Source organism: Cohnella laeviribosi DSM 21336 (assembly GCF_000378425.1).
Classification (GTDB): domain Bacteria; phylum Bacillota; class Bacilli; order Paenibacillales; family Paenibacillaceae; genus Cohnella; species Cohnella laeviribosi.
The window spans coordinates 147,376-165,886 of the sequence record NZ_KB899810.1 but is presented as its reverse complement, the minus strand read 5'-3'; the positions used below and the strand labels follow the sequence as shown (position 1 = coordinate 165,886).

The following is an 18,511-nucleotide window of genomic DNA, read 5'->3' as shown; positions in this document are numbered from 1 at the left end:
CCCTTTTGTTCATCTGAGGAGGCGTTTTTCCTTGAGAAATCAGGCCGTTCAAGGGCAGTCGGGCCGGAACGTTCCGCCGGACGGGGAACCGCTTGGCGTTTTCGGATTCGTTGCGATGCGGCGAATATGCTATTATATATGTACTGCGATCTAGCGAACAGAGAGGAGATTTTTCACTATTATGTCACAATTCGAAGAAAGCATTTATAAGCTGATCGTCGAAACGTCCACCAATTTGCCCGCGGATGTGCGCAGGGCGATCGCCAAGGCGAGGGAAGCCGAAGACAGCGCAACGCGCGCGGGCTTGTCGCTTCGCACGATCGCGCAAAATATCGAAATGGCCGAATGCAACGTCTCGCCGATCTGCCAGGATACGGGCATGCCGACTTTTATCGTGCATACCCCGGTCGGCGCCAACCAAATCGTGATGAAACGCGAAATCCGGAACGCGGTGGCCCGCGCGACGAAGGACGGCAAGCTGCGGACGAACTCGGTCGATTCGCTGACGGGCGCCAACACCGGGGACAACCTCGGGCCCGGCACGCCGGTCATTCACTTCGAACAATGGGAAAAAGACGAAATCGACGTCCGGCTTATTCTGAAGGGCGGCGGCTGCGAAAACAAAAACATCCAGTACAGCCTGCCGTGCGAGCTTGAAGGACTCGGCAAGGCGGGCCGCGATCTCGACGGCATCCGCAAGTGCATCCTGCACGCGGTCTATCAGGCGCAGGGGCAAGGCTGCAGCGCCGGCTTTATCGGCGTCGGCATCGGCGGCGACCGGACGACGGGCTACGAGCTGGCGAAGCACCAGCTGTTCCGCCGCGTCGACGACGTCAACCCGATTCCGGAGTTGGCCAAGCTGGAAGACTATATTATGGAAAACGCGAATAAGCTCGGCATCGGAACGATGGGCTTCGGCGGCAACGTGACGCTGCTCGGCTGCAAAATCGGCGTCATGAACCGTCTGCCCGCGAGCTTTTTCGTTTCGGTGGCGTACAACTGCTGGGCTTTCCGCCGTCAGGGCGTGCTGCTGGACGGCAAGACGCACGAAATCAAAGAATGGCTCTACGAGGGCGGCTCGAACGTACCGATGAACGTCTCCTCCGACAAGGAAACCGCCGCAGCGTCCGACTCGCCGTCCAAGCGCCGCGAAGTCGTCCTGACTGCGCCGCTGACGGAGGAACAGGTGAGGTCGCTGAAAGTGGGCGACGTCGTGATCCTGAACGGGGAAATCCATACCGGCCGCGACGCTTTGCACAAATACTTGATGGACCACGACGCGCCGATCGATCTGAACGGCGGCGTCATCTACCACTGCGGTCCGGTCATGCTGAAAGACGAAGAAGGCTGGCACGTGAAGGCGGCGGGACCGACGACGAGCATTCGCGAGGAGCCGTATCAGGGCGACATTATCAAAAAGTTCGGCATCCGCGCCGTAATCGGTAAGGGCGGCATGGGCGCCAAGACGCTGGCGGCGCTCAAGGAACACGGAGCGGTCTATTTGAATGCGGTCGGCGGAGCGGCCCAATACTATGCGGAGTGCATCAAAAAAGTGAACGGCGTCGACTTTATGGAGTTCGGCATTCCGGAAGCGATGTGGCACTTGCAGGTCGAAGGCTTCGCCGCAATCGTGACGATGGACGCCCACGGCAACAGCCTGCATGCCGATGTGGAGCAGGATTCGAAGCAGAAGCTCGCGCAGTTCAAAGATCCCGTATTCGCGTAAGCTTTGCCCGGATTGCCGGACGCGGATGAGCCATCCGCGCCAAAGTCCGCAGAGGAGATTTTATGAACAAGTTCCGGTTTAAGCTTACCGCGCTGTTTATTCTGCTGATCGGCTTGTCCGTTCTGGCCGCGGGCTTGCTGATGGGCAAATCCTACAGGGACAACCATACGCAGGCGCTTAAGGAGCATATGGAGAAGGAGATGCGCGTGCTGATCGCCGCGGCTCCATGGCCCGTCGGCAAGTCCGAAGCGGAGCAGACCGCTTACTTGCAAAGCCAGGCCGTCAAATTCAAGAAGCTGGCGGACATGCGGGTGACGTATATCCGCGCCGACGGCGTCGTGCTCGGCGATTCCGACCACGCGCCGGAGACGATGGGCAACCATCTGGACCGGGAGGAGGTCCGCGAAGCGCTGAAGAGCGGCATCGGCACCAGCGAGCGGCACAGCAGCACGCTGGACGAGAACATGCTCTACGTGGCCATGGCCGTCCGCCAGAACGGCCAGACGCCCGGCGTCATCCGGCTTGCCGTCAGCATGACCGACGTCGAGAACAGCCTCAGCCGGATGTGGCTTGCGCTCGTCTTCGGCCTGCTCCTGCTGTTCGTTCTGGCCGCGGCCGTCAGCTATCGCGTGGCGCTCGGCGTCACGCGCCCGCTGGAGCGGATGACCGCCGCCGCCAAGCGGATGGCGGACATGGACTATGCGATCCGCGTTCCGGCTTCCGGCCGGGACGAGGTGAGCGAGCTGGCGCGGGCGCTGAACGCAATGGCGGCGAGCCTGCAGGAGCAAATGGACGAAATCCGGCGCAACGGCATGAGGCTGCAGTCGGTGCTCGACAACATGCCGAGCGGCGTCGTCATGATCGACCGCGAGGGGCGAATCACGCTGTACAACAGCAGCGCGGAACGGCTGCTCGGCAGCTCGGCGAAGGAGCGGGTCGGCCGTCCCTTTGCCGATTTCAAGCAGCATTACGAGCTGCAGAAGCTCGTTCGCGAAGCGCTGGACAGCCGCGAGCCGCTGCACGAGGAGCTGACCGTATACTTCCCCGAGGAACGGTTGCTCGAGCTGAATCTGGTGCCGATGCGGACAAGCGAGGAGGAAGAGCCGGGACTGCTGATCGTGCTGCAGGACGTGACGGCGATCCGCCGGCTGGAGCGGATGCGGAGCGAATTCGTCGCCAACGTCTCGCACGAGCTCAAGACGCCGGTCGCCGCGGTCAAGGGTTTTGCCGAGACGCTGATGGCCGGTGCGGTCAACGATCCGGAAACGGCCCAGTCGTTTTTGAAGATCATTCACGACGAGAGCGAGCGGCTCAACCGGCTGATCGGCGATATTCTGGAGCTGTCCAAAATCGAATCGCGCCGCTTCGTGCAGCAGTTTTCGCCGGTCGATCTGAATGCTTTCCTGGAGCGGACGATGGAGTTCATGAAGGCGGAAGCGGCGAAGAAAAACATTACGCTCGAGTGGCAAGCGGACCCGGGATTGTTCCTGGAGGCGGACGAGGACCGGCTCGGGCAAATTTTGCTGAACTTGCTGCAGAACGGCATCAACTACACGCCCGAAGGCGGCTTGGTGAAGGTGCGCGCCGAATACGTGGACAGCGACGATCCGGAGCACGCCGACGGCAAGGTGCGAATTACGGTATCGGATACGGGCATCGGCATTCCGAAGAAGGACCTGCCCCGCATATTCGAACGGTTTTACCGGGTGGACAAAGCCCGCTCGCGCAGCTCCGGCGGCACGGGGCTTGGGCTTTCAATCGTCAAGCATCTCGTCGAAATGCATCGCGGGTCGATCCGGGTCGAAAGCACCGTCGGCGTCGGTTCCCATTTTATAATCGAGCTTCCGCTGCTGCAGCCTTGACGGATGCGGTCGGATTTTACGCTGCGTTAACAAAAGGTTAAAGTTGTTTTTACATTGGCATGATAAATTGACGGCAGGCGCATAATACGGCGGAATGACAGCCGAACCGGAGGAAACCCATGTCGGACAAGGTGCTAATCATAGAAGACGAGCCAACCATCGCACGCTTGTTGACGTATAACCTCTCGCAGGAGGGGTATTCGACGGAAGTGGTCGCCAGCGGCTCGGAAGGTCTGCACGCGGCGATGCGCGGGAATTATGCGATCATTTTTCTCGATCTCATGCTCCCGGGCATGAACGGGTTCGAAGTGCTGCAAAAGCTGCGGCAAAACGGGATAAAGACCCCGGTGATCATTTTGACCGCCCGCAACGCGGAGGAAGAAGTGGTGCAGGGGCTGAAGCTCGGGGCCGACGATTACATTACCAAGCCGTTCGGCGTGGCCGAGCTGTTGGCCAGAACCTCGGCCGTTCTGCGGCGCACCGGCAGCGGGGATGCCCAGGCCGCCGAACCGGCGAGCGACGAGCGCGTCATCGTGCACGGCGATTTGAAAATTTATCCCGACAAATACGAAGTGTCCTTGAACGGGGAATGGATTTCGCTGCGGCCGAAGGAGTTCGAGGTGCTGCTCTATTTGGCCGAACGGCCGGGCATCGTCATCACCCGCGACGATCTGATGAACGTGGTGTGGGGCTTCGACTATATCGGCGGACAGCGGACGGTGGACGTTCACGTCAGTTCGCTGCGCAAGAAGCTGGAGATGAACCAGCAATCCGTCCAGATCGAGTCGATTCGCGGCGTCGGCTACAAGCTGACCGTCAACCGCAAGGCAGGCGCTGCCGGCAAGTGACGCCGCGGGTGCGCGGGAGGCAGCGCCGCACGCGCGAAGCATGCGGGAAGCCCGCGGAGCGGATAGGGAATTTTACGAATAGCAAGAGCCGCCCATTTGGAATGGGCGGCTCTCTTTTTTTCGGTATGAAGGGTTACAGCACCTGTTCCAGAAACTTGGCCGCGCGTTCGGTCTGCGGCTTGGCGAAAAAGCTCGCCGGTTCGCTTCGTTCGAGCAGCCGGCCCCCGTCGAGGAAATAGATCGTGCTGGCCGCCTCGCGGGCGAACTTCATCTCGTGCGTGACGATCAGCATCGTCATGCCGGTGGAAGCCAGGTCGCGGATGACCGCGAGCACCTCCTTGACCATCTCCGGGTCCAGCGCCGAAGTCGGTTCGTCGAACAGCATGATGTCGGGGTCCATCGCCAGACTGCGGGCGATCGCGACGCGCTGCTTCTGGCCCCCGGACAGCCTGGCCGGGTACACGTCCGCTTTGTCCTTCAGGCCGACGCGTTCGAGAAGCAGCATACCTTTCGCCCGGGCTTCCTCCTTCGACATGCCTTTGACTTTCACGGGCGCGAACGTCAGGTTGTCGATCACGGTCATATGCGGGAACAGGTGAAAATGCTGGAACACCATCCCGATCCGCTGTCTGACGCGCGTAATATCCGTGCGGCGGTCGGTCAAATCGGTGCCGTCGATGACGATTTTTCCGCTTGTCGGCACTTCCAGCATGTTCAGGCAGCGAAGAAAGGTGGATTTTCCGGACCCGGAGGGGCCGATCAGAGCCACAACTTCGCCCTTTACCACCGTCGTGGAAATCCCCTTCAGCACTTCCAGCTTTCCGTATGATTTCGTCAGATTTTCTACGATAATCGCAGGCTCGTTTTTTTTGTCAGTCACTTCTGCGCAGCCTCCTTTCCAGCAATCGCGCAAGGGATGTCAGCACCAGCACCAGCACGTAATAGATGGCGCCGGCGATCAGCAGCGGCTCGAACGCCAGGAAGGAATCGGCCTGAACGACGCTCGCCCTTCGCATCAGGTCCGCGACTCCGATGACGGAAACGAGGGACGATTCTTTGACCAGGGCGACGCATTCGTTGACGAGCGCCGGCAGGATGTTTTTGACGGCCTGCGGCAAAATGATGCTGATCATCATCGTCTTGTAGGGAATGCCGAGCGCCAGGGACGCTTCGCGCTGTCCTTTATCCACCGCGAGAATGCCGCCGCGGATCGTTTCCGACAGATACGCCGCGGAGTTCAGCCCGAAGGCGAGGCCGGCCGCCAGCAGCGCGGGAATATTGTAACCGAACAGCTGGGGAACTGCGTAATAGATCATCATCAATTGCAGCAAAAGCGGCGTCCCCCGGAAAATCGACGTATAGACCGTCGCAAACCCGCGAAGCACGACAAAGCGCGAAAGCTTGAACAGGGACAGGATGCCGCCCCAGATAAAGCCGAACAGCGCGGAGACGAGGGTGAACAGCAGCGTGACGTATACGCCGCGCAGCAGGTAGCCGATGTACTTCTCCATTTTGGCGAAATTCAGCCGGAACCCGCCGCCGCCTTCCTTGCTTTTCGCTTCGCGGTCTTCCGGGAACCACTTGTCGACAAGCTTTTGCAGCGTTCCGTCCGCTTTCATTTCTTTCAGCGCTTCATTAAACTGCGCGGTCAGCGGGGACCCCTTCGGAAAAGCGATGGCGTATCCGTCGCTTGAGCTGTCCGCTTCGAGCATGGTGAAATTCAGATCCGGATTGGCGTCGGTATACCCCATCGCGACGGCGTCCTCGATAATGGCCGCGTCGATGCGGTTGGTCTTGATTTCCTGGATGAGGTCGGAGATTTTGTTCAGCTTCTTGATCTCCACGTCCTTCATGCCGGAGGCGACCGCCTCTTGGGTCGATCCGAGCTGGACGCCGATGCGCTTGCCCTTCAGCTCATCCAGGGAAGCGAATCCGTTCTCTTTTTTGGATACGATCGTATTGCGGGCAAAATAATAGTAGTCGGAAAAATCGACGCTTTTTCTGCGCTCCTCCGTTGCCGACATGGCGGACATGACGAAATCCACCCGGTGGGACTGAAGAGCGGCAATTAGACCGTTGAAATCGAGCGCGGAAATTTCCAGCTTGTATCCAAGCCTGTCCGCAATATGCCGGGCGATATCGATGTCGAGTCCGACATAATCGCCGCTTCCCGCAGCGTCCACGTTCTCGTAGGGCGGGTAATCGGGCGAGGTGCCCATGACGATGGTTTTTTCCGGCGCGGCGCCGTCCGCGGCTGAAGCCTGTCCGGGCAGAAGCGAACCGACAAGCAGGCCAACCGTCAGAAGCAGGCATAGCGCAGCCGCAAGCAGGTTGATTCTCTTCATGTTATCCTCTCATTAAAATCAGATTAGGCGTTCCCGGCATCCCGAGCGCGCCTAAGATAATATACCATATCATGCCGATTCTGCACTTCATGAAAAATTTCCCAAATCACGCCCGGCCCCAGTCAAGCATTTTCCGCTGAAACTCTTTGGGGGAACATTGGTTGAAGCGGCGGAACATTTTGTAAAAATGCGCCATATTCGGCATCCCGGTCAGATCGCCCACTTCGCTGACGCTCAGGTCGCGGGTGAGCAAAAGCTGCTCGGCGTGCTTGATTTTGCGGAAATTGACGTATTCGGTAAAGGACAGGCCCATCGTCCGTTTGAAAAATTTGACGAAATAATAGTAGCTCATATTGACGAGCCGGCACGCGTCTTCGACGGTGATCCGTTCGCCGATGTTGCGGTCGACGTAGTCGAGCACGGGCTTTAGCCGGATGCGCTCGACGCGGTCCTGGTCCGCGAGCAATCCTTTCGTGTCGTTGCGGATGAGGATCAGCAAAATCTTTTTGATCAGCAGGTTGACCGCCAGTTCGTAGCCGTTTTCTTTGCGCTGCGCCTCCTCGTTGATCTGCAGGACGCACTCGGCGAGCTCTTTGCGCGCTTTGGGATTTTCCCGGAAAATATAGTTCATCGCGCTGAGCGGCACTTTCGTTTCGTTGAAGTACTGAAGGTAGGAAATCGTGCTCTTGTCGAAAAACGTACGCAGGTCGAACTGCAGCACGATATATTCCAGCAAGCCCGGATAGCTTCGGTCGCGATGAAGCTGGGAGCTGCCCATCACGACGACGTCGCCGCTGTGAAGGGTGAACAGTTCGTTTTCCACTTCGACGTCAAGCCGGCCGCGCTGGATCATCAAGATTTCGCATTCCGGATGGTAGTGCCAGTTGATCGTAAACTCCGAGTTCCGCCGGGCCTGCCATACTTTGATGGAAAGCAGGGGATTCTCGTATTGGATCTTCTCCTGGTGATAATTCATATCGAAAGGGCCCCCTATTGCCAAAATTGCATAATGACCACTCACCATTGGAGAATGGGAAAACGGGCGCAGCGTGCTATACTTTGCATTGTAGATGGAATACAGATGACTGGCAAGGAGGACGCCAACAATTATGAGCAGCGTACACATCGGCATGATCGGCTGCGGGGGAATCGCCTTCGGCAAACATTTCCCCGCGCTGGCCAAAATTCCGGAAGCCAAGATCGTCGCTTTCTTCGACGTGTCGGCCGAACGGGCCCACGAAGCGAAAGCCAAATTCGGAACGCCGGACGCCCGGGTTTACGGCAGCGTGGAAGAATTGCTGAACGATCCGGACGTGCATGCAGTCCATGTCTGCACGCCCAACGACACCCATGCGGAAATCTCCATCAAAGCGATGGAAGCGGGCAAGCACGTGCTGTGCGAAAAACCGATGGCCAAAACGTCCGAGGACGCCAGACGGATGCTCGAGACGTCGGAGCGGACGGGGCGCAAGCTCAGCATCGCGTACCAGAACCGCTTCCGGGCGGACAGCCGCTGGCTGCACGAGGCTTGCCGCCAGGGCGAGCTGGGCGAAATCTACCTGGCGAAAGCGCATGCGATACGCCGCCGCGCCGTGCCGACGTGGGGCGTCTTTCTCGATCTGGAGAAGCAGGGCGGCGGCCCGCTGATCGATATCGGGACCCATGCGCTCGATTTGGCGCTGTGGATGATGGACAACTACGAGCCGCGCATTGTGCTCGGCACGACGTACCGCAAGCTGGCGGAGCAAGGCAGCGAAGCCAACGCATGGGGCTCGTGGGACCCCGCCAAGTTTACGGTCGAGGATTCCGCTTTCGCGATGATCACGATGAAGAACGGCGCAACCGTATGGCTCGAATCGAGCTGGGCGCTCAATACGCTGGACGTGGACGAAGCGAAGGTGACGCTCTGCGGTACGAAGGCGGGGGCCGACATGAAAAACGGCCTGCGCATCAACGGCGAAGCGCACGGCAAGCTCTACACCAAGGAAATCACGCTTGGCGACCAATGGAACAGCGCGGCGCCGAACGATTCGGCCGAACGCGAAGCGCGCGCCTGGATCGACGCCATCCTGCACGACCGCGAGCCGGTCGTAACGGCGAAGCAGGCGTACGTCGTTCAGCAGATTCTTGAAGCGGTATACGAATCGGCGAAAAAAGGACAAGCCGTCTCCTTTGCGTAACGGCCGGTCCGCCTTCGGCCGGAGAGCAACCCGGTGCCCGGCTAATTTTTTCACCTGAAACGCTAAAGATTTCGTAGATGACAGCGCTTTATTTATCGAGTAAACTAAGGATGGATTCGGCTTGGCCGTCCGGCGGTGCGCTTCCTGCGGGAAAAGGTCCGGGGAAGGCGCCGAGGGGCCGGCCATGCGTCAGCTTTTATTCATTAAGAAAGGTAAGGTGAGCCTGGTGAAACTCGGTGTTTTTCTTGTCCTGTTCGGACAGCAGTCGTTGGAGGAAGCTCTGGATACGGCCAAGTCCGCCGGCATTGAGGCGGTCGAATTGGGAACGGGCGGTTTTCCCGGCACTTCCCATATCAACGCGGCCGCGGTCGTCAACGACGAGGCTGCCGTCGCCCGCATCAAGAACGCCGTGGAATCCCGCGGACTTACGATCAGCGCGCTCAGCTGCCACGGCAATCCGCTTCATCCGAATAAAGAAATTGCGCAACGGGACCATAACGATTTTGTCGCAACCGTGCAGCTTGCCGAAAAACTCGGCGTCGACACAGTCATCACCTTCTCGGGCTGTCCGGGAGAATCGCCGAACTCGCAATATCCGTCCTGGGTCACGTGCCCGTGGCCGCCGGATTTCCTTACGGTGCTCGAATGGCAATGGAACGAAGTCGCCATTCCGTACTGGAAGGAGCAGTCGGCCTTTTGCGGCAAGCACGGCGTGAAGGTCGCCATCGAGTCCCACCCGGGCTTTTTGGTGTACAATACGGAAACGGCGCTGCGGCTGCGCCGCGAGGCCGGCGACAACATCGGCGTGAACTTCGACCCGTCCCACCTGTTCTGGCAGGGCATGGACCCGATCGAGTGCATCAAGGCGCTCGGCGACGCCATTTTCCACGTGCATGCCAAAGACACGAAGATCGACGCGCGCAACACGGCGCTGAACGGCGTGCTGGACGTCAAGCCTTATGCCGACGAGCTGAACCGCTCCTGGATTTTCCGCACGGTCGGCTACGGCCACGACGACGATTTCTGGAAGCATTTCATCAGCACGCTGCGGCTGGTCGGCTATGACGGCACGATCAGCATCGAGCACGAGGACAGCCTGATGTCGGTCGGCGAAGGATTCCGCAAAGCGGCGAATTTCCTTAACGGGCTCATACTTAAAGAAAAGGCAGGCGAAATGTGGTGGGCGTAACCAAAACGATCAACGTCGGCATGGTGGGCTACAAGTTTATGGGGAAAGCCCACAGCCATGCTTACAAGGATGTCGGCATGTTCTTCGACATGGACGCCAACGTCGCCATGAAGGCGATTTGCGGGCGGGACGCGACCGGCGTCAAGGAAGCCGCCGACCGGTTCGGCTGGGAAAGCTACGAAACGGATTGGCGCAAGCTGGTGGAGCGCGACGATATCGATTTGATCGACATCAACGCGCCGAGCGACGCGCACAAGGAAATCGCGCTGGCGGCGATCGCAAACGGCAAGCACGTGCTCTGCGAAAAGCCGCTCGCCCTGAACCTCGCGGACGCGCGGGAGATGCTGGAAGCGGCCGAGAAGGCCGGCGTAAAGCACGGCATCTGCTTCAACTACCGCTTCCTGCCGGCCGTCCAACTGGCGAAATCGATCATCGACAGCGGCAAGCTGGGCGAAATCCATCATTACCGGGCGACGTATTTGCAGGACTGGCTGGTCGATCCGGAGGCGCCGCTCGCTTGGCGGCTGAAGAAGGAAGTGGCCGGCTCCGGCGCGCACGGCGACATCAACGCGCACAGCATCGACCTCGCGCGGTTTTTGATCGGGGAATTCGACCGGGTCGTCGGCCATAACCGGACGTTCGTCAAGCAGCGTCCGATTCCGGTCTCGACTTCGGGGCTTGGCGGCGTCGGCTCGTCCGAAAAGGGCGACGTGACCGTCGACGACGCGACGGCTTTCCTCGCCGATTTCAAGAACGGCGCGATGGGCATCTTTGTCGCCAGCCGCTTCGCAACCGGCCGCAAAAATGCGAACACGTTCGAAATTCACGGCAGCCGCGGCACGATCCGTTGGGATCTGGAGCGCCTGAACGAACTGGAAGTGTATTTCCGCGACGACGAGCCGGATTTGGCAGGCTTCCGCCGCATTCTGGTGACGGAGCCTTCGCACAAATACGCGGGGAACTGGTGGCCGACCGGCCATATTATCGGCTACGAACACGGCTTCGTCCATATCGTGTATGAATTCGTTCAACACATCGCGACGGGATCTCCGTTCGCGCCGACGTTCCTGGACGGCGTCAAGTGCCAGGAAGTGCTGGAAGCGGTCGACCTGTCGATCGAACGCGGCACTTGGGTAAACGTGGACGAAATTTAATCGACAAAAGCAGCGGGAGCATGCCAATGCGGCATGCTCCCTTTTTTATGGGCCGTTTACTCCACGATAATCGAACCGACCATGTCGTTATGGCCCGGGCCGCACTGAATGGAGCAGCGGTACTCGTAAGTTCCGGCTTTGTCGGCCGTAAAGGTGGCCGTTTCGCCGCCTTTGATGTTGACGTTCAGTTCGGGAATTTCGATCCCGTGATTGCCCTGCTGGTTTTGGAGCGTCAGATGGATTTTGTCGCCTTGGCGGACGCGGATTTCGGGTTTGTCGAATTTCCAGTTGGTGGCCGTAACGGTAATGTTTTGGGCGCCTTGGCCGGCCGCGCCTTCCGTAGCGGTGGAAGTCGCCGTCGGGCTCGGCGACCGGTTGGCGTTCTGATTGGTGCTTCCTCCGCAAGCGCCGAGCGAGATCAAGGCGCCGGCGGCCAAAACCGCAACGGCCGTTTTCACAGTCTTTTTCATGCGGAATTCCTCCTGATGGCGGCTCGATTCCCCGTTTGTCCACTTTAATATATCCTCATCGTCCAAAACGAATACGCCACCGTTCCTCGGCAGAGATGGTCCAATAGACCTAACTTTTAACAACCCTTTAACCTTCGATTTACCTTCCGTTGACATCCGTTTGCTAGCATCAAGTTGGGAACGATTCCCGGCAAGGGTACATAGGGAGCGGAAAAGGGGAGACGCCATGGCGTTGTCTGTATTGGAAAAAATGGAACACGATGCGGTCCCGGTTCATTCGGTGAATGTGGCGGAGTGGATGCGGGATTGCCCTGTTGTCCCTCCGGACAAGCCCTGCGGCGACGTCGTCTCCTTGTTCCGGGAACGCAAAGAGCTGGAATGCATTGTCGTCATCGACGCGAATCGGCGTCCGGTCGGGCTGGTCATGAAGCACCGGTTTTTCCGGACGCTCAGCTCTTTGTTCGGCATGTCGCTTTACGGGGAGAAGCCGATCGCCAAGCTGATGGACAGCGAGCCGCTTCTTGCCGACAGCGGGCTGTCTCCGCAGGAGTTGATCGACCGGGCGATGGCGAGGCAGGAGGAGCGGATGTACGACACCGTCATCATGACCCGCGGCGGCCAATTCGAAGGCATATTGACGATCAGCGATTTGCTGAATATTGCGCGGATGTTGCAGCGGGAAGCGTCCATCCGGCAAATCCGCACCGTCCGCGATGCGGACGGCATGATCGAGGACATTCACCGGGCGGTGGAAAAGGTCGCCGAGACGGCCGTGCTTTCCCGACGCAGCAGCGAACAGATTGCGGAGATGACGGAGCAGGGGAGGGCGGAGCTGGCCCAAATGTTGTCCCTGTTCCGGCAGTGGCACGATTCGGCCAACCGGCAGGACCGGTCCGTCGCCGTGCTGCTGGAACGGACGGCGGAAGTGTTCGGCATCGCGAAGATGATTGCGGAGCTGGCCAACCAGTGCAACCTGCTCGCCCTCAACGCGCAGATCGAGGCGGCAAGGGCCGGCGAGCACGGACGCGGCTTTGCCGCCGTCGCTCAGGAAGTCAGGGCGCTGGCGGATCAGACCAAGCAGTCGACCGAGCGGATCAACCGGCAGCTGCGCGACATGGCGGATGCCGCGGAAGCTGCGGCCTCGGCCGTGCGGGAAGGCAAGCTCGGGGCGGAAGAAGGCATTCGCCGCGTATTCTCGGCCGAAGCGACGTTCAACAAGCTGTGGGAAATTAGCGGCGACAACCTGGAGGCGGCCGCCAGGCTGTCCGAAGCTTCGCGCCAAGCGAACGGCGTGTCCGCCCAAATCCGCGAGCAGATCCGGAAGCTGACGGCGCAATTGAACAACGGACAATTTTAACACTGCGTTTACAAAACGAAAACATACCAATGACGAATGGTAGATAGAATCGAAGATGTGCAAGGGATGTTGGCGGCGACCGGCGCGGCCGCATCCACAAAAAACGACACGCACGAGATGGAAAGGGGAACCAAATTCCAATGAAAAAATCGCTGTTATTGTTGATGACTTTTGTGCTTGCCCTGACGCTTGCCGCTTGCGGCAACAAAGGGAACAACGGCGCAAACGGCGCGGCTAGCCCGAGCGAAAGCCCGTCGGCTTCCGGATCGGCCAGCCCGAGCGAAGAAAAGCTGACCGGATCGATTCTGGCAACCGGTTCTACGGCGCTGCAGCCGCTTGTCGAACAAGTTGCGCAAAAGTTTATGGCCGACAGCAAATACAGCGGAATCACGGTTCAAGTCCAAGGCGGCGGCAGCGGAACGGGCCTGACGCAAGTGTCCGAAGGCCAGGCGGATATCGGCAACTCGGACATCTTCGCCGAAGAGAAGTTCAAAGACGCGGACGCTCCGAAAGCAAAAGAACTGGTCGACCATCAAGTCGCCGTCGTGGCGATGGCGGCGGTCGCCCATCCGAAAGTCGGCGTCGACAACCTGACGAAGCAGCAGCTTGTGGACATCTTCACCGGCAAAATCACGAACTGGAAAGATGTGGGCGGCGCGGATCAAAAGATCGTCATCATCAACCGTCCGAGCAGCTCCGGCACGCGCAAGACGTTCGAAAACTACGCTCTGGGAACGAAAACGGAAGACCTGCCGGGCTCGATCCAGCAAGATTCCTCCGGCACGGTGAAAAAGCTCGTAGCCGAAACCCCCGGCGCGATCGCCTACCTGGCGCTGTCCTACCTGGACGACACGGTTCAAGTGCTGAAATATGACGGCGTGGAGCCGACGGTCGAAAATGTAACGTCGGGCAAATATCCGGTCTGGGCTTACGAGCACATGTACACGAAAGGCGAGCCGACGCCCGTAGTCAAAGCGTTCCTTGACTACATGATGAGCGAAGAAATTCAAAATGCCGACGTGAAGGAACTGAATTTCATTCCGATCACGAGCATGCAAATCGCTCGCGACGCGAACGGCAACGTTACGCAAAAATAATTTCCCGACACCTATACACCGATCTATATTGATGCGGCGAGAGGCAACCTTGGTGGGCCTCTCCTTGCCGTTGAAGGAGAGGCGTGCATGAATTTGTCCTATAAAGAGGTTAAACGAGACACGGCTGTCCAGGCTTCGAAACCGTTCCCGAAGCACCGCATCGAGGAATGGCGAGGCAAGGCGTACGTGTATGTTTGCATTCTTGTGCTCATTGTGACGATCTTCTCGATCGTTTATTTCATCGCCGTCCGCGGACTGACGCCGTTTGTGTCCGGCGGGGTCGGCGTGGGCGAGATGCTGTTCGGCAAAGTCTGGGACCCGGATGCCGAACAGCCGTTATACGGCGCGCTCCCGTTTCTGTACGGCTCGTTCGCGACCTCGCTGCTTGCCGCGGCGATCGCGGCGCCGCTCGGGTTCTGCGCGGCGATTTTCATGACGGAAATGATGCCGAAGCTGGGCAGAACGGTGCTTCAGCCCGCCATCGAGCTGCTCGCGGGAATTCCTTCCGTCGTGTACGGTTTTGTCGGGCTGTCGGTCATCGTGCCGTTTTTGCGCCATACGTTTCCGGGCCAAGGCATCGGCATTATGGCGGGGTCCATCGTGCTGTCGATCATGATTTTGCCGACGGTGACGACGATCGCCACCGACGCCCTGCGCAGCCTGCCGAGCGGGCTGAAGGAAGGGTCCTATGCGCTCGGCGCGACGCGCTGGCAGACGATCTCCCGCATCATTTTGCCGACGACGCTTCCTTCCCTGCTGACCGGCATCGTTCTCGGCATCGCGCGTGCGTTCGGGGAAGCGCTGGCGGTGCAGATGGTGATCGGCAATGCGCCGCATATTCCGGACTCGCTCTTCGAATCGGCGGCTACGCTCACCAGCATCATCACGCTTTCGATGGGCAATACGACGCTCGGCTCCGCCCATAACAACGCGTTGTGGAGCCTTGCCCTGATATTGCTCTTGATGACCTTCGTATTCGTATTTATCGTTCGTCTGCTGGAAAGGAGGGCGAAGCGGTGAAAGCCAAAACCGTCGACCGGATCGCCACGGGCGTTATCGTGGCCATTGCCGTTCTTATCTTGGCGGTGCTCGCCGGGCTGCTCGGCTACCTGCTCGTCCGCGGCCTTCGTCATATCAGCTTCGACTTTCTGACGTCTCCGCCGCAGACCATCAAGGCAGGCGGGGGCATCGGGCCGCAGCTGTTCAACTCGCTGTTTTTGCTGGTTCTGACGATGATCATCACGATTCCGCTCGGTCTCGGCGCCGGCATTTATATGAGCGAATATGCGAAAGAGAACCGCTTCACCGCCTTTGTCCGGCTTATCGTCGAGGTTCTGTCCTCTTTTCCGTCCATCGTCATCGGCCTGTTCGGACTGCTCGTCATCGTCAACCGGTTCGGGCTCGGCTTTTCGCTGCTCTCCGGCGCGCTCGCGCTGACGGTATTCAACCTGCCGATGATGGTGCGCATTACCGAGCAATCGCTGCGCAGCGTTCCCCGCGAGCAGAAGGAAGCGGGGTTGGCGCTCGGCATTTCCCGCTGGCGGACGATCACGCAGGTCATGCTGCCGGTCGCGCTTCCCTCGATTGTCACCGGCACGATTCTGGCCGCCGGCCGCGTGTTCGGCGAAGCGGCGGCGCTGCTCTTTACCGCCGGCATGAGCTCGCCGCGCTTGGACTTTACGGATTGGAATCCGCTCAGTCCGACGTCGCCGCTGAACCCGCTCCGTCCGGCGGAGACGCTGGCGGTGCACATTTGGAAAATCAACAGCGAAGGGCTTGCCCCCGATGCGCCGGAAATCGCGGCGGGCGCGTCCGCGGTGCTGGTCATCACGGTGCTGCTGTTCAATCTCGGCGCGCGCTGGTTCGGACGTTTGCTGTACCGCAAATTAACCGCGAGCAAGTAGGAGGGCCTCATGAGCGAAATTGCGCTTTATACGAAAGACCTGTCGGTTTACTACGGCGAAAAGCAAGCGGTCAAGCGGGTGAGCATGGCGTTTCCGTCCCGTCAGGTCATCGCCTTGATCGGTCCGTCCGGCTGCGGCAAGTCGACCTTCCTCCGGTCGCTCAACCGCATGAACGACCTCATCGCCGGCGCGCGCATCGAAGGCGAAATCTGGATCGGGAACGACAATATTTGCGATCCGCAGACGGACGTTGTCCAGCTTCGGCAGAAAATCGGGATGGTGTGGCAGCGGCCCAATCCGTTTCACAAATCGATCTATGAAAACATCGCCTTCGGGCCGAGATACCACGGCGTCCGCAAGCGGGCGGAACTGGACGAAATCGTCGAGACGACGCTGCGCAAGACGGCTCTGTGGGACGAGGTCAAGGATCGTCTGCACCAGTCCGCCCTGTCGTTGTCGGGAGGCCAGCAGCAGCGGCTTTGCATCGCCCGGTCGCTTGCGGTCAAGCCGAGCATTTTGCTGATGGACGAACCGGCTTCGGCGCTCGATCCGATCTCGACGTCCAAAATCGAAGAGCTGATCGCCGAATTGAAGAAGGAATATACGATCATTATCGTGACGCACAACATGCACCAGGCCGCGCGCATTTCCGACAAAACGGGATTTTTCCTGCTGGGCGACCTGATCGAATACGACGACACGCAGAAGATTTTTACAAACCCGTCCAAAAAATCGACGGACGACTACATCTCGGGCCGCTTCGGCTGACGGAAGGGAGGACATCTCGGATGATCGAAATCGAACGGCTTCAGCTCTATTACGGAACGTTTCATGCGCTGAAGGACATCAGCCTGTCCATTCCCGAGAAGCGGGTGACGGCGTTTATCGGCCCTTCCGGCTGCGGCAAATCCACGCTGCTCCGGACGCTCAACCGGATGAACGACGCGATCGACGGCGTCCGGATCGAAGGGAAGGTCGAGATTCAAGGCCAGGACATCTACGCGCCGGACATGGAAGTGGAAACGTTGCGGAAGCGGGTCGGCATGGTGTTTCAACAGCCGAATCCGTTCCCGAAATCGATTTACGACAATGTGGCATACGGTCCCCGGCTGCACGGCAAGCGAAAAAAGGCGGAGCTGGACGAAATCGTGGAGAAAAGCCTGCGCGCCGCTTCGCTGTGGGAGGAAGTCCGGGACGTGCTGAAAAAATCCGCCTGGAGCCTTTCCGGCGGCCAGCAGCAGCGGCTCTGCATCGCGCGCGCGCTGGCGGTCGAGCCGGACATCCTGCTGATGGACGAATCGACGTCGGCGCTCGATCCGATCTCGACGAACAAGATTGAGGAATTGACCCGCGAATTGAGCCGCAATTATACGATCGTCATGGTCACGCACAACATGCATCAGGCGGCCCGCATCTCGGACCGCACCGTGTTCTTCCTTAACGGCCAGGTGATCGAGGCGGCCGATACGGAGACGCTGTTCTCCAATCCCGCCGACCGGCGGACGGAAGACTATATCTCGGGCAGATTTGGTTAGGAGGCGAAGGGACGATGGTGACGCGCAAGGAATTTGATATCGGACTGGAACAGCTGGAACAGCTGCTGGTCGAAATGGGAGAACGGGTGGAACATGCGCTCGCGGATTCGATGAAGGCGTTGGAGACGCTTGATGCCGAACTTGCGCGCCAGATCGTCCGGAAGGATCCTGAAATCAACCGGATCGAGGAGAAAATCTCCGAATTAGGCGCCAAGCTGATCGCGACGCAGCAGCCGGTGGCCAAAGATTTGCGCCGCATTCTGGTGGCGCTCAAAATTTCGTCGGATCTCGAGCGCATGGGCGATCTGTCGGTGGATATCGCCAAAGTCGTGCTGCGGCTCGAAGGGCAGACGCTGATGAAGCCGCTGGTCGATTTGCCGCAGATGGCGGGCATCGTGCGGACGATGATCAAGGAATCGATCCAATCGTATTTGGACGAAAACGTGGATTTGGCTTACAAAATGGCCAAGGACGACGACCGGGTGGACGCGCTCTATTCGCAGATTTTGCGGGAGATGTTCTCGCTGACGGCGGAAAATCCGAAGACGGTCGGGCAGGCGATGTATTTGAGCTTCGTAGGCCGTTACATCGAACGGATCGCCGACCATGCGACGAATATCGGGGAGAGCGTCGTTTTCCTCGTCGTCGGCAAGCGGCCCGACCTGAATCAATAGCGTTGGCCGGTTTTCGTTGCTTTCGCCCGGGCAGAGGCGCCCGGGCTTTTTGTTTTGGGTATCGCCTGCGCCGCGGACCGCGCCGAATTCGCCGAAATGGCCGAAATGGGCCGATGGAAGAGGGCTTGCATCGCCTGCTTCCGTTCAATATGGTATGATGGCACTGTACG

17 protein-coding genes are annotated in these 18,511 nt (G+C 59.2%); 13 read left to right on the top strand and 4 right to left on the bottom strand.

Translation table 11 applies throughout. The features are described 5' to 3' along the window. The first annotated feature begins 181 nt into the window (after nt 1–181). The 3 genes from F560_RS0103230 to F560_RS0103220 all read left to right on the top strand — a co-directional run bounded on the left by F560_RS0103230 (nt 182) and on the right by F560_RS0103220 (nt 4,436). Nucleotides 182–1,726, top strand: coding sequence for a fumarate hydratase (locus F560_RS0103230; protein WP_019004270.1), 1,545 nt, complete (start codon nt 182–184; stop codon nt 1,724–1,726). A gap of 62 nt (nt 1,727–1,788) precedes the next feature. Then, nucleotides 1,789–3,588 carry a two-component system histidine kinase PnpS gene (gene pnpS / locus F560_RS0103225; protein WP_019004269.1) on the top strand — a complete coding sequence of 600 codons (1,800 nt, stop codon included), beginning with the start codon at nt 1,789–1,791 and terminating at the stop codon, nt 3,586–3,588. Nucleotides 3,589–3,707: 119 nt separating this feature from the next. Further along, nucleotides 3,708–4,436, top strand: a complete 729-nt coding sequence (locus F560_RS0103220) for a response regulator transcription factor (protein WP_019004268.1) — start codon at nt 3,708–3,710, stop codon at nt 4,434–4,436. A gap of 133 nt (nt 4,437–4,569) precedes the next feature. Here F560_RS0103220 and F560_RS0103215 read toward each other — a convergent pair whose 3' ends face one another. The 3 genes from F560_RS0103215 to F560_RS0103205 all read right to left on the bottom strand — a co-directional run bounded on the left by F560_RS0103215 (nt 4,570) and on the right by F560_RS0103205 (nt 7,757). Continuing rightward, nucleotides 4,570–5,316 carry an amino acid ABC transporter ATP-binding protein gene (locus tag F560_RS0103215; protein WP_019004267.1) on the bottom strand — a complete coding sequence of 249 codons (747 nt, stop codon included), beginning with the start codon at nt 5,314–5,316 and terminating at the stop codon, nt 4,570–4,572. After that, nucleotides 5,309–6,781 (bottom strand): ABC transporter permease subunit, encoded by a 1,473-nt coding sequence (locus F560_RS0103210; RefSeq protein WP_019004266.1) that lies wholly within the window; start codon nt 6,779–6,781, stop codon nt 5,309–5,311. The genes F560_RS0103215 and F560_RS0103210 overlap by 8 nt, the downstream gene beginning before the upstream one ends. Before the next feature lie 106 nt (nt 6,782–6,887). After that, on the bottom strand, nt 6,888–7,757 hold the full coding sequence (locus F560_RS0103205) for a helix-turn-helix domain-containing protein (protein WP_019004265.1): 870 nt from the start codon (nt 7,755–7,757) through the stop codon (nt 6,888–6,890). Nucleotides 7,758–7,890: 133 nt separating this feature from the next. Here F560_RS0103205 and F560_RS0103200 point away from each other — a divergent pair, with 133 nt between their 5' ends. The 3 genes from F560_RS0103200 (at nt 7,891) to F560_RS0103190 (ending at nt 11,304) form a co-directional block, all read left to right on the top strand. After that, nucleotides 7,891–8,961, top strand: coding sequence for a Gfo/Idh/MocA family protein (locus F560_RS0103200; RefSeq protein ID WP_019004264.1), 1,071 nt, complete (start codon nt 7,891–7,893; stop codon nt 8,959–8,961). Nucleotides 8,962–9,187: 226 nt separating this feature from the next. After that, complete coding sequence (locus F560_RS0103195; RefSeq protein WP_026298061.1) at nt 9,188–10,150, top strand: sugar phosphate isomerase/epimerase family protein; 963 nt, start codon at nt 9,188–9,190, stop codon at nt 10,148–10,150. A 20-nt stretch (nt 10,151–10,170) separates the two neighbouring features. Continuing rightward, nucleotides 10,171–11,304, top strand: a complete 1,134-nt coding sequence (locus F560_RS0103190; protein ID WP_033395733.1) for a Gfo/Idh/MocA family protein — start codon at nt 10,171–10,173, stop codon at nt 11,302–11,304. Nucleotides 11,305–11,360: 56 nt separating this feature from the next. Here the strand turns inward: F560_RS0103190 and F560_RS0103185 are convergent, their stop codons facing one another. Beyond that, nucleotides 11,361–11,774 carry a cupredoxin domain-containing protein gene (locus F560_RS0103185; RefSeq protein WP_019004261.1) on the bottom strand — a complete coding sequence of 138 codons (414 nt, stop codon included), beginning with the start codon at nt 11,772–11,774 and terminating at the stop codon, nt 11,361–11,363. Nucleotides 11,775–12,000: 226 nt separating this feature from the next. On the opposite strand from F560_RS0103185, the gene F560_RS26405 reads away from it, so the two are divergent. From F560_RS26405 to phoU, 7 genes are all read left to right on the top strand, one after another. Next, complete coding sequence (locus F560_RS26405; protein WP_019004260.1) at nt 12,001–13,131, top strand: methyl-accepting chemotaxis protein; 1,131 nt, start codon at nt 12,001–12,003, stop codon at nt 13,129–13,131. 140 nt (nt 13,132–13,271) lie between these two features. Beyond that, nucleotides 13,272–14,228 (top strand): phosphate ABC transporter substrate-binding protein, encoded by a 957-nt coding sequence (locus F560_RS0103175; protein ID WP_019004259.1) that lies wholly within the window; start codon nt 13,272–13,274, stop codon nt 14,226–14,228. Nucleotides 14,229–14,315: 87 nt separating this feature from the next. Next, nucleotides 14,316–15,248, top strand: a complete 933-nt coding sequence (gene pstC / locus F560_RS0103170) for a phosphate ABC transporter permease subunit PstC (RefSeq protein ID WP_019004258.1) — start codon at nt 14,316–14,318, stop codon at nt 15,246–15,248. Continuing rightward, on the top strand, nt 15,245–16,132 hold the full coding sequence (gene pstA / locus F560_RS0103165) for a phosphate ABC transporter permease PstA (protein WP_019004257.1): 888 nt from the start codon (nt 15,245–15,247) through the stop codon (nt 16,130–16,132). The genes pstC and pstA overlap by 4 nt, the downstream gene beginning before the upstream one ends. A 9-nt stretch (nt 16,133–16,141) precedes the next feature. Then, nucleotides 16,142–16,900 (top strand): phosphate ABC transporter ATP-binding protein PstB, encoded by a 759-nt coding sequence (gene pstB / locus F560_RS0103160; RefSeq protein ID WP_019004256.1) that lies wholly within the window; start codon nt 16,142–16,144, stop codon nt 16,898–16,900. A 20-nt stretch (nt 16,901–16,920) separates the two neighbouring features. Continuing rightward, entirely contained in the window at nt 16,921–17,667 is a 747-nt protein-coding gene (gene pstB / locus F560_RS0103155; protein WP_019004255.1) for a phosphate ABC transporter ATP-binding protein PstB, read from the top strand. Nucleotides 17,668–17,681: 14 nt separating this feature from the next. After that, on the top strand, nt 17,682–18,341 hold the full coding sequence (gene phoU, locus F560_RS0103150) for a phosphate signaling complex protein PhoU (protein WP_019004254.1): 660 nt from the start codon (nt 17,682–17,684) through the stop codon (nt 18,339–18,341). Nucleotides 18,342–18,511: the final 170 nt, after the last annotated feature.